Raw genomic sequence first — 24,743 nt, 5'->3', positions numbered from 1 at the left:
CTCTCATTCCCACCAGTTCCTGGTCACTTTCCTGATCACCTCTGCCGGGATGGTCAACAGGCCCTGTTCCATGCCGTGCTGCAATGCCAACAGACATACGGAATTGATGTTCCTGGGGATACCCGCCGACACCTGGCTGACGGCTATCAGCGCAGGCTTGTCGAATATCTCGGAACCGCGGCCGCCGATGGTCTTCAGGTGGTGCTCGATGTATCCGAAGCACTCATCCTGGGTGAGGCTCCGAAGGTTGTATCCGTCGAGGATCCTGCTCATCAGGGGGCGTGCCTGCGGGTTGCGCAGCTTCTCGAACAGGCCTTCCTGCCCGCACATGACGATCGGTATCACATTTGCCTTGGCGAGGTTCTGCTGGCTTATGAGGTGGAGCTGGGCATAGAAATCACCGGTGAAGTGATGGCACTCATCGATGACCAGGACGGGCCGCTTCCCGTCGTTGTAGATGAGGTCCAGCGCCTCATGAATCTGCCTGAGCATGGTGGAGGGCTGGTTGGTCCTGGTGAAAAGCCCCAGCGATGCCATGAGCTGCCTGAGCACCTCGACGAAGCTCCACTGCCCTCCTACCAGGTCGATGACCTGGTAGCTCTTGGCAGGCAGCTGGGAGAGTACGTAACGCAACGTCGTCGACTTTCCCGCCCCCACATCACCGATGAGGGTGAAGTACATGCTGTTCTGGATGGCGAACTGTATCTTGTTGCTTATCTCCACCATCGAGGAGAGCAGGTACATCTGCTGGGGCTTCAGTTCCGGAGAGAAGGGTATCTGCTTGAACCCGTAGAAGGTGCGGATGTCCGTGTTCACAGCTGCACCCCCTGCATCCTGTGGGCCCGTGAGTTGGCCTGGTAGTCCACCGGCTTGAGCATTCCGATGCTCACCCCCTCATGAAAAGCTTCCACATCGCTGGTGGTGTTGTACCTAAGCTCGATCTTCCTGCCCGAATATCCCAGCGGGACCTCGAGCAGCACCGAGTCGAGGCTTACGGTCCTGGCCTTGCCCACCGTCCGAATTTCGCGCTTCCTGAACAGCCTGGGCAGGTCCGGCGGGGCCGGCCTGACAGCCTGGACCTCGGAGAGGTAGCATTGCAGGGGAGACATCCCGATGCCGGAGTGATACCTGCCGTTGTACTCCTCAAGATAGGCCATCCACCGCTTGTTCAACTCGTACAGTTCCAGCGGCTCGTCGCCCAGGGTGGGCAGGAACTGCATCCTCACCGTCGAGAACAGTCGTTCCACCTTCGCCTTTCCTGTGGGGGTGTATGGCCTTGAGTGTGTAAAATTCACCTCAAGGGAAGCACAACCAAGTTTTATGCGCTCGTCCCGCATGGCGGCCCCATTATCGGTATGACATTGGCGGGGCAGTCCCCGGGCATTGAAGCCGCCCCAGAGGCAGTCAAGCAAGCTGTCGCTGGTCTCATCCCGGTAGAAACGGGCGTAGGTCACCAGACGGGACTTGTCGTCGATGAGGGCGAAAAGCTTGGCCGTCACGATCTTGCATTCCTTTCCCTGACCGACATGCACCTTCGGCCCGACCATCGCATCCAGATACCAGACCTGGTTCACGTATTCCATCTCCAGCCGGCGCATGTCCCTGTCGTTGGGATTCCTGCCTTTTGTGTCCTGGTTGCGGAACACCCGGTAGATGAGCGTCATGTCCACAACCTCCGAGGGCAGGAAGATGCCTTGCTTCTCGGCCATCCTCACCAAGGTCGTGATTTTGATGTCCGGATGCTGGCGGCGGAACAGTATAAGCGCCTGCTCTGTTTCGCTGCTGAGCTTTCTGCGTGACCCCTTGTCAGAGCGGTCGCGGGGATAGAGATCCTCGATGTTGCGGTTCCTGCGGTAAGCGTTGAGCCAGTTGTAGAGGGTGGGCATGCTCACCGTCCGCTTGTCAGAATAGGGAATGTCGTACAGCTTGGAGCAGATTTGCTTCATCCTGCGCGTGATGTCCCCATACTGCGAACGGTCATCGAGCAGAGGGAAAATGAGTCCGAAGCGGAACAGGCCTATCTGTTCCTTCTTTTGCGAGTCCATAGGTAAGGTACCTCCTGAAATAGATACCGAAAGCCTAGGGGATGCACCTCGGCACATATAGATACAAACGTTGGTGGGAAGGGTTGAGCAGCCGCAAACCCATCAAGGAGATACTCCGGTCTTGCACGATCCTTACTGAAGGAGGGGCCGTCAGACAACCCTTGAGGGCAGCCTTGAAGTGGGGAAACAGCTGATCATGATCCGGGAAGTCGCTTTCGCAGCGGCTCCTGTCCGAATATCCCTTCCACCATCTGCGCTGCAGGTAGCCGGATATGCCGATAATGGTGCTGAAGTGTCCTTTCTCGATCCTGCAGGCAAGAATGCGACAAATGGTTTCCAGGCTGAATAACTTGAAGGCATGGACCCACAGGGGCAGCAGGGTATAGGTCTTCCTGCAGCAAGGACAAAGCTTGCGGTGGATCCACAGCTGGAGACTGGCAAGACTGTCGGTGATGAAATAGCGCTTTCTCCATCCGTGGCCGTGCAACCTGGTGCGACAGAAAGTGCAGAAGAAAACACCCAAAGAGTGGGAGCTGGGAGGTCCTTGGCCCTCGACCACTTGCAATTCCGCCAATTCAATGGCAATCTCTAAGAGCATTATTGCAAACTGGAGAGGGACAACTTTGGTCGGGAAGCCCTCTCCTTTTCCTTTATAGGAGAATGTGCAACTAATGTACCATGCTCAAGCTACACTTACCAAAGCATTTTGCAACTTTCGGCCGTCTTCCTGATAAAATAATTTGCCGCCTAACACCTGTCGTAGGGGGTGAGATAGACGTTCGACAGCAGGGGCGACAACGGGCCCCCCTGCGGGGTACCCAGTGCTGTTGCCATCATGCTCCCGTTGGTCATCACTCCGCTTTTCAGATATACGTAGATGAGCCTCCTCACGTCCTTGTCGTCCATGTGCTTGTCGATTAGTCCCATGAGGATGTCATGGTCGACCGTGTCAAAGAACTTGGACAGGTCCAAGTCAACCACGTGCTTGTACCCTTCGGACATGTAGGTCTGGGCGAGTCGGACCGCATCCTCGGCGCTCCTGCCGGGCCTGAACCCGAAGCTGAAGTCGCTGAATGTCGGTTCGAACACCGGGGTCAGAACCTGCACCAGGGCCTGCTGGATTACCCGGTCCACTGCCGTCGGTATCCCCAGCAGACGCACGCCCCCGTTGTCCTTGGGTATTTCCCGTCGGAGCACCGGTTTGGGTTTGTACGTCCGAGTGACAATCCGCTCGCGAATCAAGGCCCAGTTGGCTTCAAGGTAGGATGGAAGTTCAGTCACTTCCATCCCGTCGATTCCCGCAGAACCCTTGTTCTGCATCACCTTCCTCATCGCTTGCTGGATGTTCGCAAGGGAAATCAGTTGCTCGCACAGTCTCGTGTTCGGTCTTGACCTGTCTTCCTCTCTCATTCGTTCCTTTCTCACCCGCATCATCACTGGTAGGCTCTCGCCGTTCGGATTTGCGGATGGACCTTTCCCTTTCGAAAGGCGTTTGATTGTTCGGCCCTTTGCGTCCGTTTCCCCGGTCGCTACTACGGCCTCTGCTGACTTCTCCACATTCGTTGTTACTACGTCGTCATAAGCGATGTTGCAGCCTCGTACGCTGTGGAGACCTCGCGGGATAAGTCATCACTCTTTCCTCGTTTACCCGCCTGATTTACAGATGAAGGTCACATTGCCTTTGGGATTCACTGATAGTAGCCAGCTTGTCCCCTCCACCTGCCTACTATCAGGTTTCTGTCCGTCGGGCCACGATTTCGCTATTGCTTCTTCCCTCCCACACCTCGCGGCGTGAAACTTGCAAGTCGCTATCGGGTTCGTCGGCAACTACGCCCCTTGGGAATTTCACCCAAGAATGATGACATGCCCGTCATACTACAAGAACAAGAAAGCGGGATACTCCCGCTTTCTTGTCATATCTTTCCGGGTCCGCTATACTATTCCCATCATGGAGGTCGGCTTCCTTGCTTGAGAACATCACAAAACCTATTCCTTCCTCCGATTCCGATGGAAAAAACTTTCATACCAATAGTTTCGACGGTCCTCTTGATCTTCTTCTTTTTCTTATACAAAAATCGGAAATCAATATTTACGACATTCCAATATCCCAGATAACTGATCAATTCCTGGATTACCTCAATACAGCAAAAAATCTTGAATTGGGTGATCTTACCGGTTTTTACAAAATGGCTGCCGATTTATTGTATATAAAAAGCCGTATGTTGCTTCCTGTGGACATTGATTTTGATGAAGAATATGAAGACCCAAGACAAGAACTTGTCGAACAGTTGCTTGAATATCAAAAATTCAGGAAATATACGGAATTGCTTACATCAGCAGGAGGGAGCGGAGAGCTCTATGTTTCCAGGAAACCTACGCAGTTCATTCTCCCCTTTGGAGATGAGGAGTTATTTAGCAATGTAACATTGCAAGACCTTCTCAGAACCTTTTCCCGACTCATGACCACCATAACCCCCAATAAAATATTCAATGTATATGAGTCGGTAACAGTCAATGAAAAGATTGCACTCATGAACGAATTATTTGAAACCAGGGAATACATTACCATCATGGACATCATCATCCATCCTGAGCAACCCCTTCATATCATCTGTTCATTTATGGCAATACTTGAATCTTGTAAGTTCAAGATGATATTGATAGAACAGCAGGAGCCTTTTGGGGAAATCGTCATGCAAAGACGACCTGAGAACTATGATAAAAACCTTGCAGACCTATATGATGAAGAATATGACGAGATAATCGAACATAACCTTGAGGATGACCTTGACCAAGATGATTTTTCCGTAATCAATGATGATAGTGAACCAATTGAAGAGAAAGAAATGCAAGATGATGAAGAAGATGAGGAAACCGAGCTTATAACTGCTGACGATGGTCGTGTTTTCCAGTATGATGACGATAGTGAAGCCGAACAAATCGACCTCACCGATGAATAACTTTGAAAATCGAGGGTAAGGGTATCTTGAAAGGGACTTCTGCACAATTGAAATTGACCCAAAAGGAAACAGGACCTATCCTTAGCCCCGAAGCTAGGGTGGTCGAAGTAATTCTCTTTTTGGAAAATGAACCAGTTTCATTGGAGAAAATATTGCGGATGACTGGTTTTTCCCATGAAGTAGCTCTCGATACCCTGGGTGAATTGAAGGACCATTATACGTTGTATATGCATGGTCTTGACTTGAAGGAAAATCAAGGAGCCTACCAGTTTTCACCTTCTGCTGATTTGCATGAGAAGCTTCGTGGTTGCTATGGGAAGCGTGTTGACAGGAGATTATCCAAAGCTGCACTGGAAACGCTTTCCATCGTTGCCTATAGCCAACCAGTTACCAGACGTGAGATTGATAACATCCGTGGGGTTACCAGCGACACGATCGTACGGCTTTTAAGGGAACGAGAATATATCAAGGTTGTTGGCCGGAAGGACGTCCCTGGCCATCCCTGTCTCTATGGGACGTCGAGAAAATTCCTATATGAATTTAATTTGAGCAGCATTAGCGCATTGCCAAAGCTATCCGATATCGACCGGGAGCGATTCGTCAAGGAAAATGAGGAGAAAGAAGAATCATGAAATTGGAATATCCAATACGCCTCCAGTCCTATCTAGCCAAAAGCGGAGCTGGATCACGAAGATCCTGCGAGGGCCTCATAACGGCCGGCAGAGTCACAGTCAATACAAAACGAGTTACTGAGCTCGGAACCAAGGTCAAGGAAGATGATGTGGTCATGGTTGATGACAGTTTAGTCGAACCTAGTGACCGTACGTATTACTATGCCTTGAATAAACCAAAGGGGTATGTGTGCACAAACTACGATCCGAATGAAAAATTGTATGCACGGGATCTCATTGATATTCCCGATAACAAACTTTTGTTTCACATTGGAAGGTTGGATAAGGAATCAACAGGACTTATCCTCTTTACCAATGACGGTAACGTAGCCCAGAAGATTATGCATCCTTCCCAGGAAATCGAAAAAGAGTACATGGTGAACTGCAATGCTGAAGTCAGGAGGGAGGACCTTGAGGAGGCCCTGAAAGGCATTTATATTGATATCAACAAACCATACAAGATAAGACGCTTTGAACTCATGACCAAAAAATGGGTCCGTATCGTACTCACGGAAGGCAAAAATCGCGAAATAAGAAAAATTTTCAGTTATTATGGGTATGATATCAAGCAATTGGTCCGGGTACGCATAGGTTGTATCGAACTGGAAGATATGAAAAGCGGTGAATTTCGTGCGGTAACCAGTGGTGAGATAGAGGCCTTGCTTTCAGGTAAGACAGAAAAGCCCCTTGGAAGGAAAATCCATTCATGATTGTAGCTATTGACGGACCTGCTGGTGTCGGGAAAAGTTCCATTGCCAAGATGATTGCCGATAAGTGCGGTTTTTATTATCTGAATTCTGGTTCCTTTTACCGAGCCTACACCTATCGTCATATTCAATTGGGCGGGGACCCTCTTGATGATGAAAAGGTCCTTCAAACTGCAAAATCAACCAATCTTTCTGTTCAAGAAGGTCTTATCTGTATTGAAGGGGTTCCTGTAGAAGATAAACTGCATACCCCTGAGGTCGATGCCTTTGTTGCGACGGTCTCCGTTTTTCCGCCGCTTCGTTCTTTTGTGAACGAGCAACTGAAAGAAATTGCAAACGGGTTGGATGTCGTGGTAGAGGGAAGGGATGTGACGACGGTCGTCTTTCCAAACGCTCAACTGAAATGTTACTTTGATGCAAAACCTGAGGTGCGGGCAGAGCGTCGATTCAAGCAACACCCACAAGGACAAACCTATCAAGCTGTTCTGGATCAAATAAAAGATAGGGACAAAATTGACCGAAATAAGAGCGTTGGAGCGCTAAAGATAGCTCCTGATGCTCTCTATATCGATACCTCGTACTTGACTATAGAGCAAGTTTGTGAGAAAGTGTTATCTGCTATTTTTGCGCGAAAAGCGAAGTAAATAGGTAAATTTAGGATCAGGAGAAATCAAGTGGCTGAAGAACAAGAAATGGATGAAAAGAAGACCAAGATGCAGGACATGCTGCAGGAGGAATATCTTAAATCTCTTGATGGAATCGAAGACGGTCAGCTCGTGGCCGGTACTGTTGTCCAGGTAAACAACGAGTTTGTATTCGTAGACGTCGGCTATAAGAGCGAAGGACGCATTTCCAGGGACGAGTTCTCTACGATTCCGGAAGTTGGTGAACAAGTTAAAGTTGTTATTATCAACAAGGAAGGGAAGGGCGGCCAAATCGTCGTTTCCAAAAAACGTGCTGATTTCAAAGAACGTACTGATGAATTGAAGACTGCTGCCGAAGGCAGAACTCCAATAATGGGCAAGTTCGAGAAAGTGATCAAGGGTGGATTTGAAGTTGACCTCGGTGGTGAATATAAAGGCTTTTGTCCTTTGTCCAAAGCCGATGTAGTACGTGTCGAAGATCCAGAAACCTTGATTGGAATTTCCGATTATTTCATCATCGACAAGTTCCATGGTGGCACAAAACTCAAGAGCGTCGTTAACAGACGAGAGTATCTTGATCAGAAAATTAAAGAAAATAAAGAAAAGTTTTTCTCTACTGTCCAGATTGGTGACGTTGTAGAAGGTGTTGTGAAATCATTCACCTCTTTCGGCGCATTCATTGACCTTGGTGGTTTTGATGGACTTCTCCATATCAATGATATGAGTTGGGGACATGTAACACGTCCCAAGGATTTTGTAAAGAAAGGTCAGGTTGTTCAGCTCAGGCTTATCAATATTGATCCTGAAACCCAGAAAATCAATCTTTCCCTTAAACATATGCAGGAAGATCCTTGGACTACCTTCGAGAACAATTTTCATGTTGGCGATGTAGTTAAGGCTCCCGTAACCAAGATAACTACTTTTGGAGCTTTCATTGAAATCGAACCGGGAATCGAAGGCCTTGCACATATTTCCGAACTGTCCTGGACCAAGAGGATCAACAATCCCAAGGAAGTCCTTGATGTCGGCGATGTTGTCGAAGCAAAGATCCTGGGGTATGACTTGGACAAGAAGCGTGTTTCCCTTGGTCTTAAGCAACTTGACGCCAATCCTTGGGATACCATTACTGAAAGATATCCTTCAGGAATGACTCTTTCCAAGCCTGTTGTTAAAATTACCAATAGCGGAGCCTTCGTAAACCTTGAAGAAGGTATCGATGGGTTCTTGCACATTGACGATATTTCCTGGACCAAGAAAGTCAAGAATATGGCTTCCTTCTGTCAGGAAGGAGATGTCATTGATGTTGTAGTTACCCGTGTTGAGCCAGAAAACAGAAGAATTCGTCTCGGAGTGAAGCAACTTGAAGGCAATCCTTGGCAGACTCTTCGACATGACTATCCAAAGTTCAGTACCATCAGCGGTGTAATTACCAATGTTACTGATTTTGGTGTATTCGTGAAGGTTCTTGGTGACATCGAAGGTTTGATCAGCAAATTCAACTTGGTTGGACCAGATGAAGAATTTTCTGATGAAGTTCTCAAGAAGTACAAAGTTGGCGATCCTATCACTGCAATGGTTGTCGAATGCAATCCTACTACCCAGAAACTTTCTCTTTCCGTAAAGGAAATGGTAAAGCGTTCTCAGCAGTCTGAGATTGCCAAATACATCCATGAAGATGATGATGGCGATACTTATTCTCTTGCAGACATGATGCGTTCCAAGGATGAAGACAGGGAGAAAGAGGATAATTAATCCTCTTTTGACTAGGCAGGCGGCATATGCCGCCTGTATTTTATAATCTTGAAACGCGGAGATACCCAATGAGTGATAAAAAAAAGGATAAGGTTGAGATTACCACGACTGAAAGAATCGAGGGACAACTGAATTCATTTCTTGGAAACCATCGTAAGATTGTTTTGATATCTTGTATTGCCCTTGTTGTGATAATTCTCGCCATCGGCATTATTTCAGGGATAAACAACAAAGCTTTGAGTAAGGAATTTAACGAGATTGATCAACTTTCCACTACATATTCTGAACTTCAGGCATCTGATAAGGATGCAGCTGATTACCAGACAAAAGTTGATGATCTTGTTGCAAAACTGACTGCATTAGCTTCCAAAAACAAGAAGTATCCAGCTCTTAAGGCTCAGTATCTTTTGGGAGTTCAATCTTTTGATCAGAAAGATTATCAGAAGGCAATGGATAGCTTCCTTGCTGTACATGACAAGGCTTCCGATTCTTACCTTGGATCTTTGTCCTTGTGCAATGCAGCCAGCTGTGCAGAGAATCTGAATAATGATACCCTTGCTTTGGAATACTATACCAAGCTTATCGATGAATACGGAAACAATGCAGCAGAATCTCCGAAGGCTCTCTTTGGACAGGCTAGGTTGCAGGAAAAGGCCGGTAATATCGATCTTGCCAAGGCTACGTTCCAACAGCTTGCTGACCAGTTCCCAAGTTCAGAGTTTGCAAAACTAGCTAAAAACAAATTGGTAATCCTTTAAATCAAAGAAAATAGGAGTAGGGTAACTTTTTACCCATCACAAGGAGACAGATGCTAATGAAAAAAATGAATAAAAAGCTTTTTTTGGTGTTTGTCTCTTTTTGCATTCTCATTCTTGTTGGATGCGGGATTGCGACTATATTTTATCTCGAGGAATCAATCGATGCAGGAAGTGACTCGGTAACTTCAGTATCAGGAGAATTCACTTCCGCAGACGATGATCTGGATTTGATTACTACGGGCACTGGTCCTTCGTTGATGTTGTTTTATGTATTGAGTGATAATTCTACAATCCCTTATTCTTCCATAATCAGTAGTTTTTCTACTACCTATATCAATAAACCCTATGGCAAGATTATATCCCCGAGTCTTTCAGCCCCCATCCTCCTCACAGTGACTTCAGGTTCAATTTATGAATTATTTGCTTTCTCAGATGTAAACCAAACGCTGTTTACTGCGCCTGACTATATTACTGTAGCTGATGATCCAAATAATTGCAGCTTGGAATTTACATTGACTCTCGAAGGTGATACCACTTCCGGGTATGATTTAGGCTTGTCCGATACTACAGACTACGGCTATACACCACAGACCACCAACAATCTTACACGTTACAATGGAGAAAACTTTTTGGCCTCAACAAGTGAAATGGCTGACGTAACGGATTATGCAGCTGTTTCAACTTCAGATATCATTGATTCTACATATTATTGCCATGTTTTTGCCGCGATGTGCGTAGCTGAGGGATCTTTCAATAATATCTTCTGGACTGAACTTACATATCTTGGCTCTCTTTCTCTTACAACTACTACAACTTGATTTCCTTCCTGCATTATTTCTATAGAGAAAAAGGATTCTTTAAAAATCCATACTTGGTAATAATGTATATTCTGACAACTAGAAACAATTATTAAAAGACATTCCCTTGGGAAATGTCTTTTTTGTATTTAATTATTCAACTGTAACTGATTTTGCAAGATTCCTTGGTTTGTCAGGATCATTGCCTTTGAGTACTGAGCAATAATACGCATATAACTGACTGACGATAACTGTAAGCATTGGCGTAAAATATGGTTCAGTCTCGGGAATCCTGAATACTTCGTCCGCAGTAGCATCAAAATCATGGACATTATCAAAGGTAATCACCAAAGCCGTAGCTCCGCGAGCTTTTACTTCCTTGATATTTGAATCCATCTTCCTATACAAACTCGGATGCGTACACATGGCTACTACCAACGTAGATTCATCCACCAAGGCAATCGGTCCATGCTTGAGTTCACCTGCAGCAAAAGACTCACTATGCGTATAACTGATTTCCTTGAGCTTCAAGGCACTTTCCATACTTATTGCATAATCAGTAAGCCTTCCCATGAAAAACACTTTGTTCTTGTTGAATTGCCTGGCAGCAAACCGCTGGATATCATCTTGTTTATCCAATAAAGTTTGGGCCAAGCTTGGAATTTGCTTTAGTTTAACAAGCAATAGCTTATCTTTTCCCTTTTCCAGAACCATAGCGATGAGATATAAGCACATCAGTTGAGTCGTAAGGGCTTTTGTTGAAGCAACGGCAATCTCGGGACCTGCCTGGGTGTACATGACCAAATCAGCTTCACGACTGATGGTTGAACCAACCACATTGGTCAATGCAATGGTTTTTACGCCAAGGCTCTTGAGCAAACGCAAGGAAGCCAAGGTGTCCGCAGTCTCACCACTCTGACTAATGACGATACAGACGTCACCTCGCTTGCATAGAGGCGTTCTATAGCGTAGCTCACTGGCAAAATCGACTTCAACACTGATTCCTGCAAAATGTTCAATGACATACTTGGCAACCATCCCTGCATGATAGGCAGAACCACAACCTACGATTAAAAGATGTGTACATTCCTTTAGTAAAGCCGAAATAGCCGGATCAAGGCAAATTTCTTCATTCTTGATCCTGGATGACAAGGTATCGGCAAGAGCCTTTGGCTGTTCAAAGATCTCTTTCAACATAAAATGTTCATATCCACATTTCTCTGCTGCCTCAATATCCCAATCTATATGGCTGGTTTCCCGTTCGAGTTCTTCGCCTTCAATTGAATAAATCTTTACGCTATCAGCCTTCAATACTGCCAGCTCATTTTCGTTCAGATATTGGACTTCCCGGGTGAAACCCAACAACGGGGGGACATCACTTGCAATGAGTGAACAACCATCTGCAATCCCGATTACCAAGGGACTATCTTTTCTGGCAACGACCATTCTATCTGGATAATCTTCACAGACCACCGCTATTGCATAGGAACCTTCAAGTCGTTTGACTGTTTCCATGACTGCCAGCAAGAGATCCCCGTTGTAATGAAAATCCACTAAATGTGCAATGACCTCACTGTCAGTCTGGCTCCTGAAGACAACTCCATGGTTTTCCAGCCAGAGCTTCAAGGAAGCATGATTTTCTATAATACCATTATGTACTACTGCAATATTTCCTGAAACATCAGTATGCGGATGACTGTTGATATCGCTTGGATCACCATGCGTTGCCCATCGTGTATGGCCTATACCGCACATACCTTCCACTGGTTGCTGCTGTACCAAGAGTTCCAGATTCGACAATCTTCCCTTGATTTTACGCACCTGGAGTTTGTGATTCTCTTGGACGACCGCAATTCCTGCAGAATCATAGCCACGATATTCAAGCTTTCGCAAAGCCTCCAATAAAATCGGAGAAGCCTGATCTGATCCTATATAGCCGACAATTCCACACATATGCCACCTCCACAAGAAATATCAACAACCATAATCCCTTAATACCATGTAAAAGATTATCAATACTACTAGTTTGAAATATTAATATCAATTATGTAGTAATTATTTCTCATTAGGTATGCCCTATACAGCACTTTCAAATGAAATGATTACTTCCATAATATTTTCACCAAGGCAGTGATCATTCCTTTCCTTGTCTTAACAATTGATACATGAGAGCCAATTCCTTTTCCTTGATATTACAAAAATCAGCTAAAAGCATAATGGAACGCATATGTCCCTCAATTTGCAAACGATATTCTTCCCTGATTTGTTCAATGTTCCTGGCTGCCACAAAGCAACCCTTGGAAGCCACCGTGTTTATATATCCTAGTTTCTCAAGTTCCTCATAGGCATGTTTTATTGTAATTACACTTATTCCCAACTCTTTTGCAAGATTTCTTATTGAAGGAAGGTTATCTCCCTCCTTGAGAAATCCTGATACAATCTGTTCTTGTATCTGTGTACAGACTTGTTTATAAATAGGTTGCGTATTTGCATTGCTGATAATAATTTCCATATTTTCCCCCACTTTTGTTAATATACAGTATGCACAGTATACACAACGTTGTCAAGAAATTTTTGTACTGTACATGCTTTCCTGATTTCCTAATTTTACGTATACTCTCCCTATGATTGATTATACATACACACAGGCTACGGAATTTGGCGAAGCCATGATACAACTTTTCGATATCGTTACTTTATTGAGAAGTCCTGAAGGCTGTCCTTGGGACAGAAAACAAACCAATAAGTCTGTCGCAACCAATTTATTGGATGAAACCTATGAATATATTGATGCATTGCAAGAAAATGACAAGCATGGTGCCAGCGAGGAAATCGGGGATGTATTGCTCAATATCATGCTTCTACTTGAAATGCATAAGGAACATGAGGATTTTGATATCGTAGGATCCATCAATGCAGTTTGCGAGAAATTGATACGAAGACATCCCCATGTATTTTCCACTGAAAAAGCTGATGATAGTGATCAGGTAGCAGATCTTTGGAACAAGATAAAAATTGAAGTCGAAGGAAAGAAAGCGGCTCCCGATGACTTCTTCAGTCGAATTCCCAAAACCCTTCCCCCCTTGGAAATGGCCAATGAAATTCAAAAGAAAATCAAGAGAGTCGGTTTTGATTGGCCTGAAAAACAGGGAGTAATCGATAAGATCAAGGAAGAGCTTGATGAAGTCATTGAGGCAGATTCGGCAATTGAACGTATTGAAGAAGATGTTGAACTTGAACTTGGAGATCTTCTTTTCTCAGTGGTAAATTATGCAAGATATCTGCATATTTCTCCTTCTGTGGCACTTCATCGTTCAAATCAGAAGATGCGACGCAGATTCAACGCCTTGCAGGATATTTGCTTGAAACGAGGAATCCTCCTCGAGAAGGAAAATTTTGAAATCATGGATAGTATTTGGGATGAAGTGAAGGAGTTGGAAAGCAATACAAAGTAGCCTCTCCTTATTACTGTATGATAATTATCGGTATTGTTAGCCTCATAGTATCGTGCTACACTCTCAGCCATGGAATTAATTCAAGACGAAAAAGATACAACAACACGTCGAAAAAGACATGAGATAGTTGCCGTTTATGATCGTATTGCTTTTGATATAGCAAACAGAATTGCAAAAGGTGAAATTTCTGAAGGTGCAAGGCTTTCGGGTAGATCTACCATGTCAAGTGAATATGGAGTCTCTCCAGAAACCATTCGTAGAGCCTTTTCTCTTCTTGAAGAAATGGAAGTGGTTCTCGTACAACACAATAGCGGGGTCATCGTACGTTCCAGGGAAAATGCCAGTAAATATATTGCCAGGAATGGAAGCCGAAACGAAACCAAGGCATTACTTACGAGAATCAGGGAATTGATCGAGGAACATGAGCGTATTGATCGGGAGCTTTTCAACATTACCAAGGAACTGGTAAATGCAACAGAACGATTCACTGCCAGCAATCCTTTTTCACCGTATGAATGCCAGATCCCTTCTTCCTCATCTGCCTTGGGAAAAACCTTGTCTGCTTTACGGTTTTGGCAAAAGACTGGAGCCACGGTCATTGCAATCCGTCGCCAAGACTCTATCCTTCTGTCACCGGGACCAGATTTTATTTTGGCTAAAGCTGATGTCCTGGTTGTCGTGGGTGATCAAAAAACCCGCGATTTGGTCCTTGATCTTCTTTCTTGATTTATTTATCAAGTAATTTTTTTCTTTTTCAACCTAAAATTATTCCCAACCTGCTTTGTTTTTTCATATTTTCTTACAAGCAGTTTTTTTGCTTTCTTTTGATACAGTGTATGTTTTTACATATGTTTTCTCGCCATCTCTTTTTCACAATTCACTTATTTCTTTTTTATTTAAAGAATTATGTAGACCATTATCAGACCTTGACAAACTGACACTCTCTATAGTTTAATAAAGTTGTTGGTTCCTGCCATCAATGCCACCACGTTTTATAGGTTGTCTCTCAGTTTCAACCAACTGCGTATTGTTATCGCTGATGGTGGGAACAATATAATCGCAAAATATGGAGGAAACATGAAACGTATCATACCAATTTTTCTGTTATTGGTGAGTGTACTACTTGCACCGGTCTTTGCTGGTGGAGAAAAAGAAGCTGCTGTTCAGGAAAAACAAATTCGCATCGCTGAACAAGTCCCAAATCTTATTACCCCAGGAGTCTGGGATGGCCAGGCCTTTTCCCTGGACTCTTCAATTTATGAATATCTTGTTGAAATCAATCCTGATACCAAGCAACTTGATCCTGTTCTTGCAACCAAGTGGACCACCGAAGATGGTAAACGCTGGGTTTTTACCCTAAGAGAAGGTGTCAAATTCCAGGATGGCTCTGATTTTGATTCTGCAGATGTCAAGTATACTCTTGAAAGAACTCAGGATCCAACAATCGGACATTTGAAAAAACAAGACTTTGCAGTAATCTCGTCAATAGATACCCCTGATAAGTATACGGTCGTCATCAATCTTAAGGAACCGAGACCTACCTTTGTCTATCTGCTGACCGATTACAATATGGCAATACTTTCCAGTGATTACGACTATGCCAAATTCGGAGAGACAAAACCAATGGGAACGGGGCCTTTCATGGTCAAGCAAATTATTCCCAAGGAATCAGCTGTATTGGTAAAGAACCCGAAATATTGGGATCCTGCTCTTCCGAAAGTCGATAAACTCCTGATCTATTTTGTTCCCGATATCGATGCCAGCGTTTCCATGATTGAAGCCGGCAAAGTTGATGTAGTTCCCTTCATTACCCCGGTTATCAAGAAGAGACTTGAAAGTACCGGAGCAATAAAAGTAATTTCTCCGTATCAGGAACAAAGATTTGTCTCCATGGCTGCCAATCAGAAACCTTTTGATGACAATCTTGTTCGACTTGCCTTCAAATACACAATGGACCCTGAAATCATCTCCAAGAGCGTAACGCAAACAACTTTGGGTGACGGTTCAAACTATTGTGAGACCCCCATCATGAATTCCTTGGCCCAATACATGGAAATACCTTTGAGAGAAAGAAATATAGAGAAAGCCAAGTCTTTGTTGGCTGAAGCTGGATATCCTGATGGCGTAAGTGTTGATTTGTACTTCGCGTCTGATCATCCTTTTGGAAAGGAACTTGCCCAGACCATCAAGGAACTTGCAGCCCCTGCAGGATTCACCATCAATCTCAAGGGCTATCCCCGAGATGTATATCTTACCCAATACTGGTTGAATGTTCCGATGAGCATCACTGGTTGGGGCGGCAGAATCGATCCCTCCATGTTGCTTTCCCTTGCTTTCAAGTCGACTGGCCCTTGGAATGAATCACACATGAACAATCCAAAGGTAGACACCTTGATCGACAAGATATCCGCTGAAGTAAATCCAGATACCAGGATGGAGTATTATCATGAATTGCAACAACTTTTCTATGATGAAGGCACATTGGTCAATGTACAGGTGCCCTACTTGGTCGCAGTCAGTGATAAGATTGTCGATTACAAACAACCTCTTACCATGATTCCCCAATACAAATATATCGATATAAAATGAATAGAACTGCAACAATTTTTCTAAAAAGGCTGGGGTCACTTCTTGTGACCCTGGTTGTCATGTCACTTATAATATTTCTCCTGGTTGAATTGATGCCCGGTGATGTAGCCCAGATAATACTCGGACAGAGTGCAACTCCCTCATCGATACAGGCTCTGAGAGAAGCCCGTGGCCTCGATGCTCCCATAATGGTACAATACTTCCATTGGTTTTCGCACGTTATTCGAGGGGACCTTGGTGATTCCATTTATATGCAAGGAGTCTCGATTAACTCCATCCTTTGGCGAAGAGTGGGGCATTCTCTGGTTCTTGCCTTGATGGCCTTTCTGATTTTTGTACCCTTGTCCCTCGTACTTGGCGTCCTTGCCGGAGTAAAGAAAAACAAGCCAACGGATTCAGTTATTTCATTCTTGGGTTTGGCAACCATGGCCTTACCTGAATTCGTATCGGGAGTTTTTCTCATTACCATATTTGGAGTCCAACTCAAATGGTTACCCATTGTGAGCATCATTCCCATAGGAGAAAGTTTGTTTACCAATCTGAATATACTGATACTCCCTGCCCTTTCCATTACCTTTGTCATGTTTGGCTATGTATCGCGTATGCAACGGTCCTCCATGATCCAGGTAATGGAATCAGACTATATCAGGGCGGCTACTCTCAAGGGGATGCCCAGAAAATATGTAATCTTTCGGCATGCCCTTAAAAATGCCCTGCTTCCCTCCATAACCATCATAGGCATGAATATGGGATGGTTATTCGGCGGTCTTGTCGTTGTTGAAACTCTTTTTGGTTTCCCGGGAATGGGCTCTTTGCTCATGACGGCAATCAAGACACGTGACGTACCTTTGATAGAAGCCTGCGTATTGTTGATCACTGTGATTTATTCCATATCCACAATGATAACAGACATGCTCTATAGCTATCTGAATCCTCGTATCCGATTTGCAGGAGGCCAGAAATGAAGTATTTTTGGTATAAACTAAAACAATCCCCTCTTGCAATAACAGGCATTGCATTGCTTTGCCTTTGGATCATCCTTGCAATAATAGGACCTTCCATTCTTCCTTTTACATTTACACAAATGGATACTGCCAACCAGATGGTATCTCCTGGAACTGCAGGGCATCTTTTGGGTACGGACAACCTGGGAAGGGATATTCTTTCAAGAGTCGTCTATGGAAGTCGTTCCATATTGACTGTTGCCTTGATGACAGCACTTATCTCAACAGTAGTTGGTGTAATCCTTGGCTTTTTTGCCGGTTACTTTGGCGGAAAACTGGACTTCATGTTTCTTAGGATAATGGATATCCTCATGGCCATTCCTCCCTTGGTTCTTGCCATGGTGGTGCTTGGTATCCTGGGAGGATCATCAATTATCTCGCTCACCCTTATTGTTTCTTTGGCATTCATTCCGGCGACAGCCAGGGTATCCAGAGGTGTATTGCTTACCGAAAAAAGTCATGAATATGTTTCAGCAGCACGAATACGTGGGGAAAACCATTTTTATATCATGTTTGTTGAAATTCTTCCCAATACTACAGGACCCATCATTGTTGAGGCAACCGCAAGATTCGCCTACTCAATCATGATGGTTGCTTCCCTGGGTTTCTTGGGCGTAGGACTCCAACCACCAACACCTGACTGGGGTATGATGGTCATTGAGAACAAGGCAATCATCTCACAGGCTCCGTGGGCTGTCCTCTCTCCCGCACTTGCCATTGCATCACTGGTAATCGCAATTTCAATTTTCTCTGACTTTGTCAGTAAGGTACTCATACATGAAAGATAAAATATTGGATATCGAACATCTAAGTGTTTCATTCAATACGTTTGAGGGCGAATTCGCCGCGGTAAGAGATGTTTCCCTTTCTCTTGGCTTTGATCAATCCATTGGAATAATCGGTGAGTCAGGTTGCGGGAAAAGCACGCTTGCGTATTCAATAATGCGATATGTCGCCTCAAATGCAAAAGTTGAGGGAAGCATTAAGTTCAAGGGAGAGAATCTCCTTGAAAAAACTGAACAGGAAATGGCAAACTATCGTGGCAATCGTATTGCCATGGTGTATCAGAATCCATCATCTTCGTTGAATCCAGCATTGACTATTGGTTTTCAGCTTGATGAAGTGTCTATCATTCACCAAAAACTGAACAAGACCGAAGCCCGAAAAGCTTCGATCGAAGCACTTTCCTTGATGAACATCGGTGATCCCAAAGGAATAGTTCGCCGCTATCCCCATCAGATAAGCGGGGGAATACAGCAAAGAATATGCATAGCCATGGCAATACTCTGTAGACCTGACCTCATGATTCTTGATGAACCGACCACTGCCTTGGATGTCACGACAGAGGCAACCATCCTCGACTCCATCAAGGTCTTGAGAGATACCTTGCATATGTCCCTCATCTACATATCGCATGACATGGGAGTCATCAACAAGGTAGCTGAACAAGTAGTGGTCATGTACAATGGTGAAATAGTCGAGCAAGGTCCGAAGGAAAAAATCTTTGAACATCCCTTTCACCCCTATACCAGGGCCTTGATCAACTGTATGCCAAGGGGCGGAGTCGTCAAGGAAAATACACGGCTCAATACTATTCCGGGATATGTGAAACGACGGGGAATTGTTGCCAGTGGCTGTCCCTATGCCGATCGTTGTGACCAGCATACTACTACTTGCGAAGCCTTGCTTTCCTTCAGAAAAGTTGCAGATCAGCATTTTGCCTCCTGTGACAGGGCCTACGCCATTGATGGAGAGGAGCTTCTCATCAAGAAAAAAACTCCTCGCAAAAAAAATATTCAACATCAGGTCGAGCAAACTGAAGAGCCTTTACTTGAATTACAGAATGTAAACAAAGTATATGGTACGCTTCGTAAAGTATATGCTGTCAACGACATTTCGGTCTCTGTCAAAAACGGAACAGTCATGGGAATTGTTGGCGAGTCTGGTTGCGGAAAGTCCACGACAGGACATATGGTCTCTGGCCTATTTCGGCCAACCACCGGAAAGATTCTTTTTGAAGGACAAGATATATCCATTGCCTGGAATAAACGATCGGCCAAGACTTTGAAGGATATCCAGTTGATTTTCCAAAATCCAGGAAAAAGCCTCAATCCTTCCCATACGGTCGAACAGATAATCGGTCGGCCAATGAAACGTCTTTCGAATATTGATTCTGCTGAAGAAAGAAAAGAGAAAATCATTCATTTGCTGCATAAGGTAGATCTTGGGAAAGAATATCTTTTAAAAAAGCCAAATCAATTGAGCGGAGGAGAACAGCAACGAGTGGCCATTGCCAGGGCTTTGTCGATTTCCCCGAAGCTCATCGTCTGTGACGAGCCTACAAGCGCCCTGGATGTCTCTGTGCAGGCCTCGGTCCTCAACTTGTTGAATGACTTGCAATTGGATACCCAGGTAACTTATCTCTTCATTTCCCATGACTTGAATGTCATCAATTACCTTAGCGACACCATCATGGTAATGTATGCAGGGAAAATTTGTGAATTTGGAACCAGGGATGAAGTCATGTCTCCCCCGTACCATCCTTATACGGAAGCTTTGCTTTCGGCAATTCCCGAAGTTGACCCAACAAAGCAAAAAGAGCCCATCAGACTCTATGGACAATTACCGAACCCAAGCAAAAAATTGAAAGGCTGTCCCTTTGCCGGTAGATGTCCTAAAAAAGTCGGATCAATCTGTGAGACTGAATATCCCCCAATGGTAAAAATCAGTGACTCCCACTACTATTATTGCCATATAAAACCTGAATTGGATAACAAATAAGTACTGCTCACCTATCAGGAAAACAATAATGCCGTCTCTTGAATCTTTCGATTTTGAGGCGGCATCATTGTTTCTTTTCTTGTTAACTTCCGGTCATTCAAGAGAAAGAATAGAAGCAGTAGTTTCCTTGAAATTCTCAATTTGCTTGGAGAAAAAAGAAATATAATCCTCATCCCAATTTCCGGCAGAAAGAGAAGTTCTCTTGATGGTAATTTTCGAGGCAATCTCAAACTTGTTTGCCTCGCTTCCAAATATACTTTTTACCATATTCCTTTCTCCTGCAACTTTTACTTCATACATGAACTCTCCTGTATGACGTACCGAAAGGTCATTGGTAGATTTCTTTTCCCAATCCTTGAGAAGAGAATCATATTGTTCAATACCATGAGTATTGATGGAATAAATACTTCCCTTTATATATTTTGCCATAGTCTGTTTCTTTCCAAGATCAAGAAACAATACTTTTTTCAATTCATACCCTTCGGGAAGTGCCTTCTGCAACAAATTCTTGACCGTCTTTTCCGATACTCCAGGTTCCAAATCCAAATCAGCAAGAAAAACCTCATTATCCCCAGCAATTCCCAACGACAAGGGATTTACGAATTCTAGCTTGGGTTTCGGATTGAAGCCTTGGGTAAACTGCAGCGACAAAGTGCTTCTCTGGAAAGCCATTTCAAAATTTCTCATGGCATTGATATGACTGATATACAAAGATTTACCATATCTTCTATAGGTACAGATTACTTGTATGCTTCTCTTTTCGGAGAGTATTTTTGGTTCCAAAATGTGTGTCTTTTGTCTTACTTCCTCCAGAATTGAATCAATGTCAGTTGTATCGGTAACCTGGGTAGTCTTTGAACAAACACCACAAGGATGATCGCATTCGGGAAGACAGCGTTCAAGGAGCAATGAAGCCATTGCGTTTTTGTATTCACTTTTCAAAAATGCCTTGCTTACTCTCATTGATACAGAATCCCAGGGAAGTTCCTCTTCCAGTTGTCTGGGTTTGAAAATTGCTTCTGTAGGATCATAGGTTGCTTCCGAAATTGCTTCCATCCAGGCATCTGCTTTCAAGTATTCATCCCAAGCATCAAGACGGCAACCTTTACGATAGGCACTTTCGATGACTGCGCCATATCTCTCATCACCCCTGCTGATCAAACCCTCAATGTAACTGACATTTGGCTCATGATAACTGACCTTGCATCCGCGTATTCTTTCCTGAATTGCCCTCTTGAGCGAAGAGAGTTGCGTATAGGATTCCTCAGGAGTAAGTTGCGTTGCCCATTGGAACGGTGTATGAGGTTTTGGGATGAACGTACCGATATTTATATTCATATTTATATGGGTTGCGTCATAGACTTTGACCAGATAATCAACAATTGCCTGATTCTCTATTTCCCGATCAACAAAAGGCAATCCAACCATAAAATAGAATTTGGCAAGTTTCCAACCACGACGTTTTGCTTCTTGTGCAATCGAGACAACTTGCTCTACGGGAACTTCCTTGTTTATTGCTCTCTGCCATTGTAAGAGTGGTGTTTCTATTGCAAAAGTCAGTCCACTTTTACGAACTTCAGAAAGTTGTTCCAGGATTCCGAGAGAAAAAGAGTTTACCTTCAGGCTAGGAAGGGAAAACGAAACATGTGAAGTAGAATATTCTGCATTCAAACTTTCGATGAGTTCCTTGATATAAGGATGGTCACCACTTGAAAGAGAAGAAAGGGTTACCTCACGGAATCCGAAGCCATGTACATTTTGCTCTACCTGGGCCTTGATAGTTGCATATTGTTTCTGCCTATACGGTTTATAATACTGGCCAGCATGGCAAAATCGACAACTATTCGGACATCCCCTCATTATTTCAACAACACCATTATCCTGGGCTACTTTAAAATTCGGTACCACATAATATTGATAGGTATGATCATCGAGGTTTGCAAATTCTGTGTCTACAGCCCTGATAGCAAGTTTCTTACCTGGATACCACAAGAAATCAAATACTTTCAAAGCTTCGATCTGCTGGGTTCTTGTATAGCCCTTTGCTTTCCCTTCACGCAAGGTTGACACCAACTCGACCAGCCCATTTTCGGCTTCACCAATATAAACAAAATCAATGAAAGGTGAGAAAGGCAACGGATTGGTAGCAGCAGGACCACCACAAATTACAATAGGATCACTTTCGCATCTGTCTTCAGTATGGAGAGACATACCACCAAGTTCCAGAATTTGCAGGATATTGGTGGCACAGAGTTCATACCCTATGGAAATATTCAATAGATCAAGCTCGTTTAGCGGTTTTCCCAGATCAAGGGTATATAATGGCAATTTTTTCTCACGAAGAAGTGTCTCAAAATCCTCTCCAACAGAAAAAACCCTGTCACAATGGACAGAGGGAATCTTGTTAAGAATATCATAGAGAATCCTAACGGCATTGTTGCTCATCCCTATTTCATAGAGATCAGGAAAACACATAGCTGTATAGAAATCTATTTTATCAAGGTCCTTGGTATCTCCGTAATGAAACTCACCACCAGTATATCGTGATGGATTTTGTATCAAAAGGAGATCATCCTTTATTTGTTCTACTACGTTCATCGCATCCTTCTTATTTATTTATCAGCCAAAGTCCCGTATTTTCGTTGCAGGACTCGTTGGTCAGAAAAGCCATATAAACGTTCCAACACCGAATAAACCCTTTTACGTTTTGGCCCATCCTCAAAGGCTTTTTCAAGAGGAATTGCAAAACCAAGCAACTCAGTCGCATACGCTCCGGTTACTGTATCAGATGCTGCAAATTCAAGCAATGAGAGTTGTTCCTCAGAGCCGAGACCTTCAAATACTTGTACAAACTCAGGTCCCTTTACTTTAGCTTCAAGAAGCATTTTGGCATATTGATATTGTCCAATGTTATTTTTCAGATAGGTGGAAAACACCTTGCTTGCTTGTTCTGTTCTTCCAAGGAAAACAAGTGCCTGATAATAATATTGAGGAGTTTCCCCTTCAAGAAGTCCTGACTGTTCCAAGGCTTGTCCACTTGCCAGAACGCTCTGGTATTGCTTTTCTTCCAGTCCTATCTTGCACATCAAGGTATTTGCCTCATGCCAATAGGGATCTTTACTGTCATAGAGAGCAAGAAATAATAACAATTCCTCATATGCGTCCAAAGTGTTTCCCAGTGCAGCATTTGCTTTTGCCTCATAGAGGAGAGATTCACTTTGTATGGTCTTTTTCAGGGCAGTCTGGGCTATGATAATTGTTTTCCCATACTCTTTATTTTCATAGGATTGTTGTAATGCATTTGAAGATGACCTTTGGCAACCCATGAGAAAAAGAAAAAGGAAGAACAAAAGACATACAAACCACTTTCGCACGTGCATGTCGTTGTTCTCCCTTATATATATCATAAAAAAAGGCAAGCAATAAGCCGGGTTCTGTTTATGATGATCATCTATCCACATCCATTGTTTCCAATGGCCTGTAGCAACCGACCCGCAGGCTAAAGACGGACTACCCAACCTGCTGCTTGGTTTTGCTCCTGACGAGGCTTACCCTGCCATACCTGTTACCAAGTATGCGGTGGGCTCTTACCCCACCATTTCACCCTTACCGGTAAACCGGCGGTATATTTTCTGTGGTGCTTTCTATAGCGTTACCGCTCCCGGGGGTTACCCGGCGTCATGTCCTATGGAGCCCGGACTTTCCTCAAGCGACCTTTCGGTCGCCCGCGATCATCTAGCTTGCCTTAAAAACCCCTACAACAAGTCGTCAAATTCACTGCTATCGACAAAATCGGCCAAACCGGCTTCTTCGACATCAGCATCATCAACATGCTTCTTGAACTGCTCTTCTGCACCTTCAACCGCTTCATAATAAAGGATACGGCTACAGTACGGACAAAAATCAATCTGCTTGGCTGAACGAACATCGTTCACAAACTGAATAGGCAACACAATATGACATCCCTGACAAATCAAGCCATGAATAGGAACAATACCTTTGCCTTTCTTGTTTTTTACAATATTGCTAAATTTTGCAAAAAGTTCTTCAGAAATATCATTTCCGATATAACTATCGCATTTTGCAATTACTTGGGACAAAAGATCATTCTTCTCTGCAAGCAAGGATTCAATTTTACTCGATTCAGCATCAACTTCACTTTTCTGGAGCAACATGAGTTGTTCCTTCTCAGTCAAATGTTCACTGAACTCATTTACCTGCTTTTCTTTGGCATGCACCTGTTTGAGAAGGCTTTGTTCCTTGGCTGCCGCATCTTTTATCTCTTTCTCCAAGGCTTCAAACTCACGCTGGGTATTGATCAACTCCATTTGCTTTTCGGAGTTTTCCCTAGCATGCACCGCATCATCATATTGGATGCGGAGGCTCTTCAATTCCTCTTTTGCAACTTCGCTTCTGTCGTGTTCGTCAATGTATTCCTTATTGATCTTGTCAAGCAATTCCTGCTTGACCTTCAAATCCCTCGGCAACTTGACTATCTCTTCCTCAAGGGAAAAACGCTCGGTAAGTTTTTCCTGCAATTGGTTGAGTTTTGCGAATACTTCTGCTTCTTCCATCATTCT

The 24,743-nt window shown here is 44.0% G+C and carries 23 protein-coding genes and 1 other RNA gene; 14 read left to right on the top strand and 10 right to left on the bottom strand.

All coding sequences use genetic code 11. The features are described from left to right. Positions 1-3 precede the first annotated feature (3 nt). From ACHZBG_RS18220 to ACHZBG_RS18210, 3 genes are read right to left on the bottom strand one after another with little or no spacing between them, the layout of a single operon-like run. On the bottom strand, positions 4-816 hold the full coding sequence (locus tag ACHZBG_RS18220; RefSeq protein WP_320128379.1) for an AAA family ATPase: 813 nt from the start codon (positions 814-816) through the stop codon (positions 4-6). Continuing rightward, positions 813-2,045 carry a DDE-type integrase/transposase/recombinase gene (locus tag ACHZBG_RS18215; protein ID WP_320128380.1) on the bottom strand — a complete coding sequence of 411 codons (1,233 nt, stop codon included), beginning with the start codon at positions 2,043-2,045 and terminating at the stop codon, positions 813-815. Before ACHZBG_RS18215 ends, ACHZBG_RS18220 begins: the two co-directional genes overlap by 4 nt. 34 nt (positions 2,046-2,079) lie before the next feature. Further along, entirely contained in the window at positions 2,080-2,499 is a 420-nt protein-coding gene (locus tag ACHZBG_RS18210; protein WP_394699377.1) for a hypothetical protein, read from the bottom strand. Here ACHZBG_RS18210 and ACHZBG_RS18205 point away from each other — a divergent pair. Next, complete coding sequence (locus tag ACHZBG_RS18205) at positions 2,404-2,637, top strand: hypothetical protein (RefSeq protein WP_320128382.1); 234 nt, start codon at positions 2,404-2,406, stop codon at positions 2,635-2,637. The genes ACHZBG_RS18210 and ACHZBG_RS18205 overlap by 96 nt on opposite strands. Positions 2,638-2,792: 155 nt before the next feature. Here the strand turns inward: ACHZBG_RS18205 and ACHZBG_RS18200 are convergent, their stop codons facing one another. Next, the gene (locus tag ACHZBG_RS18200) at positions 2,793-3,602 is read right to left on the bottom strand and encodes a reverse transcriptase domain-containing protein (RefSeq protein ID WP_320130883.1); all 810 of its coding nucleotides are present in this window, start codon (positions 3,600-3,602) and stop codon (positions 2,793-2,795) included. A gap of 407 nt (positions 3,603-4,009) precedes the next feature. On the opposite strand from ACHZBG_RS18200, the gene ACHZBG_RS18195 reads away from it, so the two are divergent. The 7 genes from ACHZBG_RS18195 to ACHZBG_RS18165 all read left to right on the top strand — a co-directional run bounded on the left by ACHZBG_RS18195 (position 4,010) and on the right by ACHZBG_RS18165 (position 10,355). Beyond that, positions 4,010-5,005, top strand: a complete 996-nt coding sequence (locus ACHZBG_RS18195; protein WP_320130882.1) for a segregation/condensation protein A — start codon at positions 4,010-4,012, stop codon at positions 5,003-5,005. A gap of 47 nt (positions 5,006-5,052) precedes the next feature. Then, a complete protein-coding gene (gene scpB / locus ACHZBG_RS18190; protein ID WP_320130881.1) occupies positions 5,053-5,637 on the top strand; it encodes an SMC-Scp complex subunit ScpB in 585 nt (194 codons plus the stop codon). Further along, entirely contained in the window at positions 5,634-6,386 is a 753-nt protein-coding gene (locus tag ACHZBG_RS18185) for a pseudouridine synthase (protein WP_320130880.1), read from the top strand. The genes scpB and ACHZBG_RS18185 overlap by 4 nt, the downstream gene beginning before the upstream one ends. After that, positions 6,383-7,027: a (d)CMP kinase gene (cmk, locus tag ACHZBG_RS18180; protein ID WP_320130879.1), complete on the top strand. Its 645-nt coding sequence runs from the start codon at positions 6,383-6,385 to the stop codon at positions 7,025-7,027. Before ACHZBG_RS18185 ends, cmk begins: the two co-directional genes overlap by 4 nt. A gap of 30 nt (positions 7,028-7,057) precedes the next feature. Beyond that, the gene (locus tag ACHZBG_RS18175) at positions 7,058-8,779 is read left to right on the top strand and encodes a S1 RNA-binding domain-containing protein (protein WP_320130878.1); all 1,722 of its coding nucleotides are present in this window, start codon (positions 7,058-7,060) and stop codon (positions 8,777-8,779) included. Between the two features lie 68 nt (positions 8,780-8,847). Continuing rightward, positions 8,848-9,537: a tetratricopeptide repeat protein gene (locus ACHZBG_RS18170; protein ID WP_320130877.1), complete on the top strand. Its 690-nt coding sequence runs from the start codon at positions 8,848-8,850 to the stop codon at positions 9,535-9,537. 56 nt (positions 9,538-9,593) lie between these two features. Then, on the top strand, positions 9,594-10,355 hold the full coding sequence (locus tag ACHZBG_RS18165) for a hypothetical protein (protein ID WP_320130876.1): 762 nt from the start codon (positions 9,594-9,596) through the stop codon (positions 10,353-10,355). Between the two features lie 132 nt (positions 10,356-10,487). Here the strand turns inward: ACHZBG_RS18165 and glmS are convergent, their stop codons facing one another. Next, positions 10,488-12,287, bottom strand: a complete 1,800-nt coding sequence (gene glmS / locus ACHZBG_RS18160) for a glutamine--fructose-6-phosphate transaminase (isomerizing) (protein ID WP_320130875.1) — start codon at positions 12,285-12,287, stop codon at positions 10,488-10,490. 181 nt (positions 12,288-12,468) lie between these two features. Continuing rightward, positions 12,469-12,846: a GntR family transcriptional regulator gene (locus tag ACHZBG_RS18155; protein WP_320130874.1), complete on the bottom strand. Its 378-nt coding sequence runs from the start codon at positions 12,844-12,846 to the stop codon at positions 12,469-12,471. 112 nt (positions 12,847-12,958) lie between these two features. Between ACHZBG_RS18155 and mazG the strand changes: the two genes are divergently transcribed. The 6 genes from mazG to ACHZBG_RS18125 all read left to right on the top strand — a co-directional run bounded on the left by mazG (position 12,959) and on the right by ACHZBG_RS18125 (position 20,163). Next, positions 12,959-13,789, top strand: a complete 831-nt coding sequence (gene mazG, locus ACHZBG_RS18150; RefSeq protein WP_320130873.1) for a nucleoside triphosphate pyrophosphohydrolase — start codon at positions 12,959-12,961, stop codon at positions 13,787-13,789. Positions 13,790-13,858: 69 nt separating this feature from the next. After that, positions 13,859-14,515, top strand: a complete 657-nt coding sequence (locus ACHZBG_RS18145) for a TrkA C-terminal domain-containing protein (RefSeq protein WP_320130872.1) — start codon at positions 13,859-13,861, stop codon at positions 14,513-14,515. Positions 14,516-14,866: 351 nt separating this feature from the next. Continuing rightward, positions 14,867-16,378: an ABC transporter substrate-binding protein gene (locus tag ACHZBG_RS18140; protein ID WP_320130871.1), complete on the top strand. Its 1,512-nt coding sequence runs from the start codon at positions 14,867-14,869 to the stop codon at positions 16,376-16,378. After that, positions 16,375-17,343 (top strand): ABC transporter permease, encoded by a 969-nt coding sequence (locus tag ACHZBG_RS18135; RefSeq protein ID WP_320130870.1) that lies wholly within the window; start codon positions 16,375-16,377, stop codon positions 17,341-17,343. Before ACHZBG_RS18140 ends, ACHZBG_RS18135 begins: the two co-directional genes overlap by 4 nt. After that, entirely contained in the window at positions 17,340-18,170 is an 831-nt protein-coding gene (locus tag ACHZBG_RS18130) for an ABC transporter permease (RefSeq protein WP_320130869.1), read from the top strand. Before ACHZBG_RS18135 ends, ACHZBG_RS18130 begins: the two co-directional genes overlap by 4 nt. Further along, the gene (locus ACHZBG_RS18125) at positions 18,160-20,163 is read left to right on the top strand and encodes an ABC transporter ATP-binding protein (RefSeq protein WP_320130868.1); all 2,004 of its coding nucleotides are present in this window, start codon (positions 18,160-18,162) and stop codon (positions 20,161-20,163) included. The genes ACHZBG_RS18130 and ACHZBG_RS18125 overlap by 11 nt, the downstream gene beginning before the upstream one ends. Before the next feature lie 93 nt (positions 20,164-20,256). Here ACHZBG_RS18125 and ACHZBG_RS18120 read toward each other — a convergent pair whose 3' ends face one another. The 4 genes from ACHZBG_RS18120 to ACHZBG_RS18105 form a co-directional block, all read right to left on the bottom strand. Next, positions 20,257-22,761 carry a TIGR03936 family radical SAM-associated protein gene (locus ACHZBG_RS18120; protein WP_320130867.1) on the bottom strand — a complete coding sequence of 835 codons (2,505 nt, stop codon included), beginning with the start codon at positions 22,759-22,761 and terminating at the stop codon, positions 20,257-20,259. A 14-nt stretch (positions 22,762-22,775) separates the two neighbouring features. After that, complete coding sequence (locus ACHZBG_RS18115) at positions 22,776-23,543, bottom strand: hypothetical protein (protein WP_320130866.1); 768 nt, start codon at positions 23,541-23,543, stop codon at positions 22,776-22,778. Between the two features lie 28 nt (positions 23,544-23,571). Beyond that, positions 23,572-23,910, bottom strand: an RNA gene (gene rnpB / locus ACHZBG_RS18110) — RNase P RNA component class A. A gap of 8 nt (positions 23,911-23,918) precedes the next feature. Next, entirely contained in the window at positions 23,919-24,737 is an 819-nt protein-coding gene (locus ACHZBG_RS18105) for a C4-type zinc ribbon domain-containing protein (protein ID WP_320130865.1), read from the bottom strand. Positions 24,738-24,743: the final 6 nt, after the last annotated feature.

The sequence above is a fragment of the uncultured Sphaerochaeta sp. genome, assembly GCF_963676625.2.
In the GTDB taxonomy this organism is placed as follows: Bacteria; Spirochaetota; Spirochaetia; order Sphaerochaetales; family Sphaerochaetaceae; genus Sphaerochaeta.
This window is presented reverse-complemented; position numbering and strand designations above follow the sequence as displayed.